The 14,355-nt window shown below is 40.2% G+C and carries 17 protein-coding genes; 14 read left to right on the forward strand and 3 right to left on the reverse strand.

Going from position 1 to position 14,355, the window contains the following annotated elements; all coding sequences use genetic code 11:
- Window positions 1-185 precede the first annotated feature (185 nt).
- Both Xentx_RS15640 and Xentx_RS15645 read left to right on the forward strand, forming a co-directional pair.
- Entirely contained in the window at window positions 186-935 is a 750-nt protein-coding gene (locus Xentx_RS15640; protein ID WP_074021333.1) for an SDR family NAD(P)-dependent oxidoreductase, read from the forward strand.
- Window positions 936-1,055: 120 nt separating this feature from the next.
- On the forward strand, window positions 1,056-1,724 hold the full coding sequence (locus Xentx_RS15645; protein WP_074021335.1) for an epoxyqueuosine reductase QueH: 669 nt from the start codon (window positions 1,056-1,058) through the stop codon (window positions 1,722-1,724).
- Between the two features lie 315 nt (window positions 1,725-2,039).
- Here the strand turns inward: Xentx_RS15645 and Xentx_RS15650 are convergent, their stop codons facing one another.
- A complete protein-coding gene (locus tag Xentx_RS15650; protein ID WP_415843397.1) occupies window positions 2,040-2,690 on the reverse strand; it encodes a helix-turn-helix transcriptional regulator in 651 nt (216 codons plus the stop codon).
- A 1,419-nt stretch (window positions 2,691-4,109) separates the two neighbouring features.
- On the opposite strand from Xentx_RS15650, the gene Xentx_RS15660 reads away from it, so the two are divergent.
- Together Xentx_RS15660 and Xentx_RS15665 are read left to right on the forward strand one after the other, a co-directional pair.
- Window positions 4,110-4,604 (forward strand): bactofilin family protein, encoded by a 495-nt coding sequence (locus tag Xentx_RS15660; protein ID WP_074021363.1) that lies wholly within the window; start codon window positions 4,110-4,112, stop codon window positions 4,602-4,604.
- Window positions 4,573-5,169: a GNAT family N-acetyltransferase gene (locus tag Xentx_RS15665; protein WP_244149883.1), complete on the forward strand. Its 597-nt coding sequence runs from the start codon at window positions 4,573-4,575 to the stop codon at window positions 5,167-5,169. The genes Xentx_RS15660 and Xentx_RS15665 overlap by 32 nt, the downstream gene beginning before the upstream one ends.
- Window positions 5,170-5,243: 74 nt before the next feature.
- Here the strand turns inward: Xentx_RS15665 and Xentx_RS15670 are convergent, their stop codons facing one another.
- Entirely contained in the window at window positions 5,244-5,864 is a 621-nt protein-coding gene (locus Xentx_RS15670; RefSeq protein WP_074021339.1) for a phage repressor protein CI, read from the reverse strand.
- Window positions 5,865-6,254: 390 nt separating this feature from the next.
- On the opposite strand from Xentx_RS15670, the gene Xentx_RS15675 reads away from it, so the two are divergent.
- The 10 genes from Xentx_RS15675 (at window position 6,255) to Xentx_RS15720 (ending at window position 12,519) form a co-directional block, all read left to right on the forward strand.
- On the forward strand, window positions 6,255-6,494 hold the full coding sequence (locus Xentx_RS15675) for a hypothetical protein (protein WP_244149884.1): 240 nt from the start codon (window positions 6,255-6,257) through the stop codon (window positions 6,492-6,494).
- Window positions 6,495-6,512: 18 nt separating this feature from the next.
- Window positions 6,513-6,749 (forward strand): DinI-like family protein, encoded by a 237-nt coding sequence (locus Xentx_RS15680; RefSeq protein ID WP_074021341.1) that lies wholly within the window; start codon window positions 6,513-6,515, stop codon window positions 6,747-6,749.
- A 224-nt stretch (window positions 6,750-6,973) separates the two neighbouring features.
- Window positions 6,974-7,177, forward strand: coding sequence for a tail protein X (locus tag Xentx_RS15685; protein WP_074021343.1), 204 nt, complete (start codon window positions 6,974-6,976; stop codon window positions 7,175-7,177).
- 57 nt (window positions 7,178-7,234) lie between these two features.
- On the forward strand, window positions 7,235-7,717 hold the full coding sequence (locus Xentx_RS15690) for a lysis system i-spanin subunit Rz (RefSeq protein ID WP_244149885.1): 483 nt from the start codon (window positions 7,235-7,237) through the stop codon (window positions 7,715-7,717).
- A 177-nt stretch (window positions 7,718-7,894) separates the two neighbouring features.
- Window positions 7,895-8,530, forward strand: a complete 636-nt coding sequence (locus tag Xentx_RS15695; RefSeq protein WP_074021347.1) for a phage baseplate assembly protein V — start codon at window positions 7,895-7,897, stop codon at window positions 8,528-8,530.
- Window positions 8,527-8,877, forward strand: coding sequence for a GPW/gp25 family protein (locus Xentx_RS15700; protein ID WP_074021349.1), 351 nt, complete (start codon window positions 8,527-8,529; stop codon window positions 8,875-8,877). Before Xentx_RS15695 ends, Xentx_RS15700 begins: the two co-directional genes overlap by 4 nt.
- An 11-nt stretch (window positions 8,878-8,888) precedes the next feature.
- On the forward strand, window positions 8,889-9,797 hold the full coding sequence (locus tag Xentx_RS15705) for a baseplate assembly protein (protein ID WP_074021351.1): 909 nt from the start codon (window positions 8,889-8,891) through the stop codon (window positions 9,795-9,797).
- Window positions 9,790-10,398, forward strand: coding sequence for a phage tail protein I (locus Xentx_RS15710; RefSeq protein ID WP_074021354.1), 609 nt, complete (start codon window positions 9,790-9,792; stop codon window positions 10,396-10,398). Before Xentx_RS15705 ends, Xentx_RS15710 begins: the two co-directional genes overlap by 8 nt.
- A complete protein-coding gene (locus tag Xentx_RS19425; protein WP_083601025.1) occupies window positions 10,395-11,999 on the forward strand; it encodes a phage tail protein in 1,605 nt (534 codons plus the stop codon). The genes Xentx_RS15710 and Xentx_RS19425 overlap by 4 nt, the downstream gene beginning before the upstream one ends.
- Window position 12,000: 1 nt before the next feature.
- Window positions 12,001-12,519: a tail fiber assembly protein gene (locus tag Xentx_RS15720; RefSeq protein WP_074021356.1), complete on the forward strand. Its 519-nt coding sequence runs from the start codon at window positions 12,001-12,003 to the stop codon at window positions 12,517-12,519.
- A 199-nt stretch (window positions 12,520-12,718) separates the two neighbouring features.
- Here Xentx_RS15720 and Xentx_RS15725 read toward each other — a convergent pair whose 3' ends face one another.
- Complete coding sequence (locus Xentx_RS15725) at window positions 12,719-13,828, reverse strand: glycosyltransferase family 4 protein (protein ID WP_074021358.1); 1,110 nt, start codon at window positions 13,826-13,828, stop codon at window positions 12,719-12,721.
- Window positions 13,829-14,355: the final 527 nt, after the last annotated feature.

Below are 14,355 nucleotides of genomic sequence, written 5' to 3' on the forward strand. Positions count from 1 at the left end.
TCTGGCAAGCATGAGTAACCCCGTTCCTCGCGTACGGATGTCCCGATGTATGTGGTTCAAAGCAAGTTGTTGTAATGTAATACGTTCTGGTTCAGACAGGGTGATATTCGATTTCATAAGAACAGGCAATAAGTCATCTGATTACCGATTATAACACCAATGCAGATAGTTTATCTGATCAACTTATGTTCAATTTAGCGGGAAAAATTGCTTTTATTTCAGGTGGAACCAAAGGTATTGGTACGGGAATTACCAAAGTATTGAAGCAAGCTGGTGCTGTTACCATTATTGCCGGCACTGATGAGCTGAGAGGAGAAGCCATTGCCAAAGAGCTGGATGTTGATTTCATTCCCCTTGATGTGACTGATCACGCCGCATGTAAAAACGCGATTGCCCAGATTGTTGAAAAGTACGGTAGGCTCGATATTCTTTGTTCCAATGCAGGTATTTTTCCACAGCATTATTTGAAAGATATGACTGCGGAAGATTGGGATTTAGTGCACACCGTCAATCTTAAAGGGACATTTTTTCTGGTGCAAGCTGCGCTGAATGTTATGGAAAAGCAGCATTACGGGCGTGTTGTTATCACTTCGTCAATAACGGGTGAGATAACGGGCATTCAGGGGTACAGTCACTATGGTGCCAGTAAAGCAGGGCAACTAGGGTTTATGCGCAGTGCTGCCTTGGAATATGCGGGGAAAGGTATCACCATTAATGCGGTTATGCCAGGCATGATTATGACGGAAGGCTTAAAGTCGTTTGGTGATGAATTCCTCAGTTATGCGAAAGATATTACTCCAATGCGGGCTTTGGGTACGCCTGAAGATATTGGCTATGCTGCCTGTTTCCTGGCTTCCGATGAAGCGAAATATATTACCGGACAAACGATTGTCGTTGATGGTGGGCAGGTTTTGCCAGAAGTACAGGGAGCCTGATTGTTTTACAAAGATTGTCGTGAGGCAGTAGAAAAAGGTAAAATATCTAACCAGTAAACACAGGGAGGGGGATCCGTTCTCTTCCTGATTTTTTATTGTCTGAATCAGGTAAGAAATATTATGTCACTGAATTATGAACGTAAATCTCTTCCACTGCCAAATGGGAACAAAAAAGTCTTGTTGCACTCATGTTGTGCGCCATGTTCTGGGGAAGTGATGGAAGCAATGTTAGCTTCAGGAATTGATTTCACAATATTTTTCTATAACCCGAATATTCATCCCCTGAAAGAATACGAGCTGCGTAAAGATGAAAATATTCGTTTTGCGCAGGAGATGGGCATTCCTTTTATCGACGCCGATTACGACCGTGATAATTGGTTTGAACGAGCGAAAGGAATGGAAAATGAGCCTGAACGCGGTATTCGTTGCACAATGTGTTTTGATATGCGTTTCGAACGAACAGCGCTTTATGCCTACGAACATGGTTTCCCTGTAATTACCAGCTCACTCGGTATTTCGCGCTGGAAAAACATGCAGCAAATCAATGAATGTGGGGTTCGTGCCGCTTCCCGTTACCCTGACTTAATGTATTGGGAATATAACTGGCGCAAAGGGGGAGGATCTGCCCGTATGATAGAAATCAGTAAACGAGAAGAGTTCTATCAGCAGGAATATTGTGGTTGTATTTACTCGCTGCGGGATACTAATCGCCATCGTCTGGCTACCGGCCGTGAAAGAATTAAATTAGGCACAGTTTTTTATAATGCAGATAGCAAGCAAAAAGAATAAAAAAAGCCTGCGCGGAAGCAGGCCAAAAATACGGCAAATATAAAAATCCCTGGTGGTGACTTAGAGCTTAGTCGGATTGGCTCTAAACAGTGATGAGTCACCATGACTATATGTGAGATGAGATACCGTCGTCCAATGGATTGCACAGATCAATAAGGAGAGATTGATCGATAAAAACGATCATTCATGATTTGGGTGATTTCTTAGGCTAATTGTGGTTGCGGCTTTTCAGTTTGATCTAAAACAAGTTTACATAAAACTGGAAAGCCTTGATTTATGGGATATAATACTAACTATTAGTTATTAAATGAATTATTAATCTTTGCCGTATCTGGAGCGGTTAGGTGTACAACCAAAACGTCGGCGATAGCTTTGAGTGAAATAGGATTGACTGGAAAAACCTGATTCCAATGAAATATCGGCGATACTCATTTCACTATTTAGTAATAATTGATGTGCATAAAGAATGCGCTGTTCACTGATCCAAGCCTTGGGTGAAGTGCCATAAACACTGCTAAAAAGCTCCTTAAAAGAAGTTAATCCCATACCGAATTCACGTGCGAAGTCATTCAATTTCCATTCTTTAAGATAGTGAGCCTCCATAAATGTTTGCAGGCGTTCTACCTGACGGTTACTTAATTTCCGTAGAATAGACATTAACAATGCACCCTGTTTACCCAAGGAAAGCAGTAACAATAACTCTTCAACTCTTAGTTGAACCAGAGCTGGTGGTGAATCATGTGCCAGTAAATTCGCCAGCCCACGAATGCTTTCTGTTAACAAGGGAAACGGGTTAAAAGGAATCAACCTATACGCAGGAAACTCCTGTCGCTCTAACTGACTTAATAATGATCCGAAACGTTGTAAAAAACTGCGTAAGAACTCCATGTGTAAGGGCAACCATAATAGCTGACAACTTTCTGTATTGGTTTTCGCTGCATAACTTCCGGGGTGGGTAAAAAGCAGGGCGCGAGCATACTTTGATTAATATTCGTACTTAAAATGTTGATATCGTTCTTTAACTCTTTGGTTGGCTATAAAAGTTTAAAGAACTGTATTTTTGATTAAATATAACTCGACAAAAACACTGCTAAAGTTGTTTTTTTAAAAATAATAACCTATAAAAGGCAGCTAAAATAGTGTGCTCGCGCCCTGGGTAAAAAGGATTTCATTCGATTTAATGTGATAAGTGTTTATGCAATCTTTCCACACCATTTCGCCATCAAGTAAAATATATAGCCCCCTTTGTTTATGCTCCAGGATATTAAAATCCGGCATAGTTAATTGGATCGTACAAATATTCTTTTGATTTAAGCCCGTCGTCCTTTTCATTTAATACTCCTAATTTTCCGTATCGTGAGTAATCATTTTTTGATGAGTGCATGAAGTATTTTTTATTATTAAATAACCGCCTATATTATATATCTAAATAAGTGTTTTTGTTAGATTTAAGTGTGGTTTTTTTGTGATTGAAAATTATTTGTCTGTTTTTTATCTTGTTTTTATTAATATTTTCATAATTATTTTAAAAGTGTTATTAATATTAAAATAGTTTGTGTTTTTTTATGGGATGGTTTATTGTATTTCTTGGTATTAAAATTTTTCTTTATGAGAAATATTAGTAATTCTATCGGTTTTGTTTATCATTAATTTAATTTTGTATAGATAATTTTAAAAACGTAGACTGATTTATTCTTCAAATAAAAACTGATATTGAAATGGAAATTTAATATTAAATAATATCAATTCTTGTTGAACTGTATATAATTTAAATAATGGAAGATTAGACCATTTAGTTCTGATTGCAGATTTACAGATTAAATAACCAGAAACTAAGTAGCTATTGAGCATAACGTGTTTTCATGGCATCTAACTATGATGTGTTTTTATTTGTGTTAATTTATTATTAACTAACTGTTAATTTATGTGGGTTATATGTATAAAATAAGAAATGAAATTTATATTTATGGATTTTCTTATTTTAGTAAATGTGAGAAAATTCAACAACAAATCAGAGTATTAAACTAAAATAGAAGCTTTATCAGTGTAATAACGCTATAAATCACTCTGTTATAGCTTCATAGATTGTTTTTTATACTTGTACAATGGTAGGATGTGCTTCCACGACCTGTTTCTATTACCTGCTAAGGCATATGTATAGATATATTTTGCTGATGAAATATAAGAAAAAACCACAAAAACGAGAACAATATGAAGATGTATCGTTTTTCAGATAACGCTTTTTTATGCAGTGTATGGTTCCTTTGGGGAATTGCATTGGGACTATATCTGTATGGTGCTCATTTTAGTTGCACCGTAACAGCAATTTTATCTTTTTTAGCTTTAGTGTTTTACTTTATGAAAATGAAATTGAGAATAAACGCTATGTTTGGAAAAAAAACAACCGAGGCAGCGACTGCCAGTTCTGTGACACCCACTATGGGCATCAAGCCTGAAGAGAAAAAATTACCTGAAGCCGAGGTTCGTCCCAATACCATTATTGCAAAAAACTCTGTCTTCAAGGGGGATGTCGAAATGGAAGGGGATATCCAGATCTGGGGTAAAGTTGTTGGCAATATTCGCGTAAAAGGTGGTGCCATTCGGATTATGCATGCCGGTAAAGTAGAGGGTGAGCTGAATGCACCTGAAATTATCATTGATGGTCATGTTGAAGGCACGTGCTGTGCGGAAACATTAGATATCCTTGAACATGGCGAGTTACGGGGCATTAGCCGTTGTGGCAGTATGTCAATTCGACGTGGTGGATTGTTTTTTGGTCAATCTGAACAGGTTGATAATAAGAAAAAATCGGAAATGGAACGAGTTATTTCCATTAGAGAAAATCAAGGTGATAAACCAAAAGCGAAAAGCAACACTTGATAATCAAGGTGGCGCTGTGGTTGTCGAATTGGAAACAGAAAGGTTGTGGCTCCGTGCCTGGAAAGCCGAGGACAGAGAACCTTTCTTTCGCTTAAGTAGCAACCCTGACGTAATGGAATTTTTTCCTGACATACTGACTAAAGCGCAGAGCGATACTTTTATCGATAATTGTATCCGCAAGTTTGAAACACAGGGTGGCTGGGGATTATGGGCGGTTGAATTAAAACAGAGTGGTGAATTTATTGGCTCTGTAGGGCTGAATGTTCCGAACATCAAATTTCCATTCTCGCCTTTTGTTGAAATCGGCTGGCGTCTGGATAAGCCATTTTGGGGGCAAGGTTATACTTATGAAGCCGCCCGTAGAATTTTTGACTTTGCGTTTACGGAAATCGGATTGGAGGAAGTTGTCGCTTTTACCACGGTTTCTAATTACCGCTCGGAAAGTGCCATGAAAAAATTGGGCATGGTCAGAGATGAAAAAACATTTCTCCACCCTGGATTGGAAGAAAACCATCCATTAAGGGAGCATGTTCTGTACAGGCTGCGGCGTTCAGATTTTGTATGAAAATGGTTGAACGCCATCAAGGTTATCTTAATGGATAGAGATAACCTTGATGGAAACTGTTTTATGCCAGATTATTATTGTCTGGATATGACCAGAGCGACGCGGCCAATGAATTTGATATCGCTGATTGCACAATCAAAAGTGACGTCGCTATCGCTGACCCGAATCTTGCTGATTGGGATTTTGGCAATCTTTTTGATACTGTGCATACCTTCAATATCCACTAGCCATAAACCATCTTGAATATTATCTTCCTGAGTATCCAGCAGATACCATGAGGCACCATCATCAACAATCAGTGGATTTTTGAGTTCCTTGGAAACCAACTCGCTGTCCAGAATCACAGGGCTAACTTCATTGAGTTTACCGCCCGATAATTTTACACGAGAGACGGATGGGGCAATGATATCTTCCAACCGTTCCGCTTTTTTGCCGCTTTCTCCATCTGGGAACATTTCTCCCTGACCCGTGCTTAGCCACAGCAGCGAAGCGCCAGTTTCGAGATTGCACTGGATGATCCAATCCGCAGGGAAACTATCACGAAGGTAGCGGTTTGCCATCGTGCTTTTGGAAACGCCCAAATGGTCACTTAGGGCCTGACGTGATTTAAATCCATATGCGCGGACGAGACGTTCAATAGCAGGTCTTCCCCCACTATCGGCTCCCATTTTAATCTCAATATTGGTGTTTTTCATTGACTGTACAGATAAGAGATATTAATATCCCCATAAGATCTTGATATGAGATCTTATGGGGGCCTGAATTGATCATGCTGAAAACCATTGAGAGATATTGCACCATAGACACTCAGATTGCAATCTTTATGCCTGATATTGATGAACAGTTATGTTTCTGCCAATGACTATACGAATGAATAAGGGAGTAGAAAGATAAAGTATCCTACAGGCCACAGAATTGTCATAGCAAAAAAATCAATTAAATTGGTAAATATTTCTGTTAAAACAATTAATAATAGTTATTAACTATCAAATTTAATTATAAAAACAGGTAAAAATTACTTTAATTTTAGTCTTATTATGTGTACTGTATGTATATACAGTTTTTATGTGGAGGCAGATAGATCAGTGGAATCTCTTATAGAATCATTGGTAGCGCAACGTATCAATTTCATTGCTAGAATGGCAACAAGTTGTGAATGCAATCATGCGGAAGACAAAGAGCTGGCACTGGTTTGGATAGCAGAGCTATCTGCACCTTATGAAAAAAGGTTTAACAGTTACCAGAGTAAACAGGAAAGCGGTCTGTTAGGTAATGAGGTGAGCGGTAACAAAATATTAGGAAATTCGGGTTCAATAGAAGAATAGATTTGGCGGAGGAAAGGGATGCGAGTAGAAATACTTTTCGATAAACGAGCTAATGTTTCTGAATCAGTCATGTTTTCACTAGAAAGTGAACTAAAAAAAAGAGTATTACCACACTATCCTGATACAAATTTTAGAGTTGGAATCAGCAGCAGTACCTCCGTAAGAGTGACAGGGACTAAAAAAAGCAGTGAACGTGATCATATAATGGAGCTTATTCAAGAAGTTTGGGAGGATGATAGTTGGCTATCTGATTAACGCTGACAAAGGATCAAATATTCCTCCAACGAATAGCATTCATTGTAATAAGAAATAATAATCAAAGGCAGGAAATGGTTTCCTGCCTTTGGTTTATTTGGATTGAATGGTTCTTCATTTGTACTACTTACCTAACAATGTCACCCCATTGAGGCATTTCGCTAATTATTTGATCATAACTCTCCAATTTACTAACTGGTTTCTGCAAAGAAAAAGGAGAGTGTATGCAAATTATCGCACAACAAAATGAGACAGTTGATGCCATTTGCTGGCGTTATTATGGCCGTACATTGGGAATGACTGAACGTGTGTTGCAGGCAAACCCTGGATTAGCTGATTTTGGCGCGGTACTGCCTCATGGAACGAAAGTTGAAATGCCAGAATTTATGCCTGCCACCAGCAAACCTATTATCCAGCTTTGGGATTAAAGGGGAGGTTGAACTGGATTGTTGGGAATTAACACAATAAAAAAGATGCCGTTAATTGTGAGCTTGGTTGTTGGAGGAAGCCTTGGCTGGTGGGGACATCGTTCTCTGTTTCTCAGCGAAGTGACAAGTTTGAAACAGCAACATGCTGCACAGCTTGTTGTCATCAACCAAAAAGCCCGTTCAGAAATGTTGGCGGCTATTCAGCAAATGAAAGATGCACAAAATCGGGCTGCACAATTGGATGAATACTATTCAGGAAAATTAGCTCATGTCACCGAAGAAAATGCGACTTTGCGGGCTGACATTATTACTGGCCATCGGCGGGTGCAAATCGCTGCCGCCAACCTTGCTACCTGTCAGCTCACCCAAAACCGAGATACCAGCGCCCGCAGCGTGGGCAATGGAACCCAAGTCGAACTCACTGCAAAAGCTGGACGCGCTATTTACGATATCCGAACCGACATCATCAAAGACCAAGCCAAATTAGACTATTTACAACAATATATACGGGATGTTGTTCAGCAGTGTAAATCAGAATGATCGCATCTTATTGCAATGCTGTTTAACGCGATACGAAAAACCATAAAAGGCCTTCTTTTATTCCTGAGAAGGCCTTTTATTTCTTTGATTAAAAAGGATTTTAATTCGGGATTTGTATGCTGTTTCCTACAAATCCAGTTTAATGTCCAGCCTGCTGTTTCATGGCATTCTTACGTCATGAACATACAACTCACTGAACTGATGCGCTTATTGCGCAACCTGATCCGAACCGGCGTCATTACCCAAGTGGATACCACAAAGGGAATGTGTCGAGTCGCGACAGGCAATCTTGAAACCAACTGGCTGCACTGGTTGACATCCAGAGCGGGAAATTCCCGCACATGGTGGGCGCCCAGTGTCGGTGAACAGGTTTTATTACTGTCCATAGGCGGAGAGCTGACCACCGCCTTTGTATTGCCTGCGATTTTTTCAGATGAGTTTCCGGTGCCATCAACATCACCTGAAGCGACACATATTACGTTTCCGGATGGTGCTGTGATGGAGTATGAACCGCAATCTGGCGCATTAACTGTGACTGGTATCAAAACCGCGACAGTGACTGCTTTGGATTCCGTCCATATTACCGCGCCGGAAATTACCTGTGTCGCCAGTACCCGAATTACGCTGGATACACCGGAAGTCATCTGTACGCAGCTAATGAGCACAGGCAACTTGATTGTGCGCAACGGCGGCAAAATGACGGGCAATATTGAACACACCGGAGGCACATTCAGTTCCAACGGCGTGGTCGTGGATTCCCATAAACACACCGGCATCAGGTCAGGCGGTGACACATCAGGAGGCCCCGTATGATATATCTGGGAATGAATCGGCAAACGGGACGAGAGTTGACAGATTTGGCTCATATCCGGCAATCCGTCAGCGATATTTTGTTAACCCCCGTGGGCAGCCGTATCGCGCGTCGCACCTACGGCTCTTTACTGCCAGAACTGATTGATTGGCCACAAAACTCAGCGCTTCGGCTTCAGGTCATGGCAGCCTGCTATACCGCCATCAGCCGTTGGGAGCCACGTGTGACGTTGACCGCCATCACGATGGATACCCTACCGGATGGCAAGATGGTGGTGGATATTACGGGTGCTTATCATCAATCCGCCAAGGAATTTTCACTTTCTATTCCGGTGAGCCATTCCCGGTGAGGTAATAAGTCATGCCAACAATCGATTTAAGCCAGTTGCCACCACCGGATGTGGTTGAGCCACTGGATTACGAACAACTGCTGGAAGAGCGCAAAAAAGGTCTGATATCGCTCTATCCAGAAGATCAACAAGAAGCCATTGCACGTACTTTGCAACTGGAATCTGAACCTTTGGTCAAGTTGCTGGAAGAGAATGTTTATCGCGAGCTGCTTTTGCGTCAGCGGGTTAACGAAGCTGCACGGGCGGTGATGGTAGCCTATTCAACAGGCAGAGATTTGGATCAGTTGGGAGCAAACAACAACGTATCCCGTATGGTTCTGCATCCTGCGGATAATTCTACCGTGCCACCGACACCGGCGGTGATGGAATCTGACAACGACTACCGCGTGCGCATTCCACAGGCTTTTGAAGGCTTGAGTGTTGCCGGTCCAGTCGGTGCGTATGAATATCATGCCCGCAGTGCGGATGGTCGTGTCGCTGACGCTTCGGCAATCAGCCCGTCGCCAGCTAACGTTACCGTGACCATTATGTCGCGGGAAGATAAAGGTGTTGCTTCCAAAGAGTTGCTGGAACTCGTTGAAAAAGTGCTGAACGCCGAAAACGTGCGTCCAGTGGCGGATCGTCTGAAAGTCCAGTCAGCAAACATTGTGGAATATGAGATTGATGCGGTGCTGTACATCTTCCCAACACCAGAATCAGAACCTATTCGCAAGGCGGCAGAACAGCGACTGAAACACTATGTTGAAGCGCAGCACCGTTTGGGGCGTGACATTCGTTTGTCAGCAATTTATGCCGCACTGCATGTGGAAGGTGTCCAGCGTGTGGAATTGAAAGCGCCGTTGAAAGACGTTGTTTTGGATAAAACTCAGGCATCTTACTGCACTAAAACGACCCTGACGATGGGAGGTTCGGATGAGTGATCGTCTCCTGCCGATGGGCTCGACTCAGCTAGAACTTGCGGCGGCCAAAGCCTGCGCTGAATTGCAGAAGGTCAAGGTTCCGTTACGCGAGCTGTGGAACCCAGATACTTGTCCGGCATCACTGCTGCCTTATCTGGCCTGGGCGTGGTCAGTCGATCGCTGGGACGAACGTTGGTCTGAGAGCACCAAAAGGGAAGTGATCAAAAACTCGCTATTTCTGCATAAACATAAAGGAACGATTGGTGCTATTCGGCGAGTTGTCGAACCATTGGGTTATCTCATCCGTGTAAAAGAGTGGTGGCAGACCAACGATACCCCAGGCACCTTCCGGCTGGATATCGGTGTACTGGAAAACGGCATCACCCATGAAATGCTCGAGGAGCTGGAAAACCTGATCTTTGATGCCAAGCCAGTAAGCCGACATTTGATTGGCTTAGACATCAATCTGGATACACGTGGCGAATATCACTACTCAGCGGCGACTTACAGTGGTGACGAACTGACGGTTTACCCTTATTTCCCGGGACAAGTAACAATCTCCGGCTCAGAAATTGTGGGCGCGGGTATACATATTATTGATGACATGAGGATTAGATCATGAGTACCAAATATTTTGCGCTGCTGACGCAGTTAGGCGCAGATAAGTTAGCAAATGCTGCGGCATTGGGTACTAAAATTGAAATTACCCATATGGCCGTTGGTGATGGTGGTGGCAAGTTGCCGACACCGGACACCAAACAAACCAAACTGATTAATGAAAAACGTCGGGCTGCGATTAATACGCTGAGCATCGATCCGAAAAACACCAACCAGATTATCGCGGAACAGGTTATTCCTGAAGCCGAAGGTGGCTGGTGGATCCGCGAAATTGGCCTATATGACAAAGATGGAGTGTTGATTGCGGTAGGTAACTGCGCAGAAACCTACAAACCCCAATTGCAGGAAGGTTCCGGCCGTACCCAGACAATCCGCATGATTCTGATTGTCAGCAGCGCTAACGCGGTGACATTAAAAGTTGACCCATCCGTGATTTTGGCGACGCGTGAATATGTGGATGATTCCATTAAGAAACATGCAAATAGCCGTAACCATCCTGACGCAACGCTGAAAGAGAAGGGATTTGTGATCCTGAGCAGCGCAGTAGACAGCAATAGCGAAACTCATGCAGCAACACCGAAGGCGGTGAAGGTGGCGTATGATTTGGCTAAGGCTGCGGATAATAATGCGAATACACGCTTGGAGAAAGACAAAAACGGCGCAGATATTCCAAACAAACCTGAGTTTGTTAAAAACCTTGGTTTGGTAGGAACGATGAATTTGGCTGCTGGTGCATTGCAACGCAGTGGGGGGGAGGTGATAGGAGACATCATTATTTCTACTGATACTGAGTTAGCTTGGCGTAGAAACACTGACATGGCTGCTATCGGTTTTAAAAATACTGGAGATGGTGATACAGACTCTTATATGTGGTTTAGAACGGGAGATAATGGTAATGAATATTTTAAATGGCAGCATCTCCTTTCTGGAGGAATAATTACTGAATGGATGAGCCTTAAATCTGATAACCTCCGAGTTAGAGGGCATCAGGTTTACCATGAAGGGTATAAACCAACTGCTGCGGTTATTGGTGCATATACAAAAGCGGAGGCTGATAATAAGTATCATCCAAAAGGAAATTATGCTAGTGCTGCTTCTCAATCCTTCACGGGTGAAGTGAGAGCACCAAATATCATCACTGGAGCAATGAATAACCAAAGTTTCTTTTTCCAAAGAAATGGTGTTTGGACTTGGACGGTTCAACAAAATGGTGCATGGAGAGGCGAAATTCAACATCCTGGCAAAGGAGGTGTATTTGCCCTGGAAGGGGACAGTTACACAAAAGGAGAATCAGACGGCCGGTATCAACCTAGTGGTAATTACCAACCAGCCGGAAATTATGCGATTAAAGGGGAGAGTTATACCAAATCAGAAAGTGATAAACTCTATCGGAACACTGGAGCAATTACTAATATACGTCAAAGTGCACAGAAATCGGAATATTTTACAGATACAACCAAACCTTGGGAATCTCCATCGGGAGGAGTACTAACAGGCATTGATACAGTAATGTGGTCTGGGGGTAGGATGCATGTACGTACTGTGTATTACCGTATTATTCAGGTTCTTCAAAATGGTCAATGGATAACATTAGGGAGATTATAAAATGGTTACAAAATTAGGAAAATTCACAGAATACGTGCCTGTTAATCCAATACAAAATGGAGTATATCTATACGATGAGATTGGTTTGGATTGGTATAAATCACAAAAACTATTTTCTAGGGATACTGTGAAAATAGTTTATTACGAAGATGGTAGTATTGATTCCTATAGTAAAGATGTCTCCGCTCTTTGGCCGATAAATGCTTATATTTCTGAAATAAATGAGAAAGATATTCCAGAGAATTTCTCAGTTTCGGGTGATTGGGGTTTTTATAACGGAAAAATATCTAAAAGGGTACCGACTGATGAAGAAATCATTCAGCATAATACAATTGAAAAATCTTTTTTATTTGATGAAGCATTGAAGAAAATACAACTATGGCAAACTAAACTATTACTTGATATTATTTCTGATGAGGATAGAATACGTCTAATAGAATGGACTAAATATATTCAAAAACTACAAGATTTAACATCATTAAGCAATTTTGACATTGACTGGCCTAAAAAACCGGAATAAGCAAGAATACCCTCTGAATAGAATTTAATTACTAACTTAAAAATATTTCCTGCGGAAATAATCAGTAACCGGTGTTGGATTTGACTTATTTTCCTTTAGGTTTGGAAGTGTCATAACTGGTAAAGACATATGATTAGGATTTTTAGTATTCCATTTTAAGGTAAGATAAATGCCACTTTCATAGAAAGTGGCATTTTTACTATTTTTTATCAGCTAGGTAAAGTTGTATTGTTTTCTCTTGCATAGTATTTACATCAAAATCTAATATGGATTTTTGTCTAGCTTCTAATCCCATTTTTCTTATAGTATCAATTGGAAGTCTTGATATTTCTTCAAGAATATTTTTTATTGAATTGATATCATTTTTCTTTGTAATCCATCCATTCACACCATGGATAATATTTTCTGGTAGCCCTGAATAATCACTGACTATAACAGGAAGAGATAAGGACATCATTTCACGACACGCGAAGCTAATAGTTTCGCAATTTGTTGATAATACGAACCCTATATTTTTTTGAGAAATGATTTCTATTTGTTTATTTTTATCATCTATAAAGTCGGTAAAAGTTACATCAAGTTCATTTATTGGTTGGCCAATAAGTTTTATTACATCATCGTGGGATGGTGTTCTACCTAAAATAGTAATTGAAAAAATTTTTTGTAAATAGGGGTGCTCAATTAGAACTTTAACAAGTAAATGCCAACCTTTATGTTCAGCCGTTCCCGCTGATGATACGAGATTTATTTTATTATTGCTTTCACTAAAGGTAAATTCATTTCGTGCCCAAAAATTTGTATCAATTCCATTTTTAATGACTACAGACTTATTTATGGGAAAAATTGATTTAAAACTATTAAATTGATTATCACTAACAAAAATTATCTTATCACAATATCTGGAAAGCATAATTTTTGTAGAGAGTGATATTTTGTAATTATTATGTTTTGTATGAATTATTTTTATTTTTAACCCATAGATTATTTTACATAAAACTACTGTTTTTAGGTCACTTGAACCATTTGTATGTATTATTTCAATGTTATTATCTAGAATATATTGGCGAATAAACTTTATGTTTCTGTATGTGTTTAACGCAGTGTTTATCTTAAAAGTAAAATCTAGAGAAAGTAATTTATTAAAGTTAGCAGCATTTAGATCAATATAGAGCTTACTTGTACTTGGACAAGCAACATGATAGTTAATTTTATTCTTATCATCAGAAAGTAAGCTTTTTATATAAGTGGTATGTCCACCACCCTTACCTTTATGAAAGTTTGTAATTAATATGTTCATTTTATTTTTCATCAATTAACGTCATCGTGTATACAGGTAAATCTTCATTTCAACTAGAATGATCTTATATGAACTAAAAATCAAGTATTATCAATGAATAAATAGGATTTCATAATGTTGCTACACATAGTGCCTTTAATCATTTGAATATAAAGGATTTATGTTGTACAAGGTGTAGCACTATTTTGGAATGTTATTTATTAGTATAAGTGTATTCTCAACTTAACAACCACCGACTAAAGTTAGTGATGTGATTAACGGACTGAAAGTCCGGATACGGGTCATGTATTTCAAGGTGTTTTTCTTCATCTATAATGCCCCTTTTTGCGAGATAACATACATGGCTACAGTGGAAGTAAAATGTCGATTTTGTTACCAAACCAAGGACGTTACGAACGCGAAAACTTAACCTTACGTAACCGAATAAAGCGCCTGAACCGCAGGGCGCGAGCATACTTTTTAAAAGTCGATTGAATGGATACGAGAGACATGATCTAATTGGCTTTATTTTCCTTTTCCTTGCTCGCTTATGACCCTGA

Origin of the sequence: Xenorhabdus thuongxuanensis, from assembly GCF_001908095.1 — a bacterium.
Classification (GTDB): domain Bacteria; phylum Pseudomonadota; class Gammaproteobacteria; order Enterobacterales; family Enterobacteriaceae; genus Xenorhabdus; species Xenorhabdus thuongxuanensis.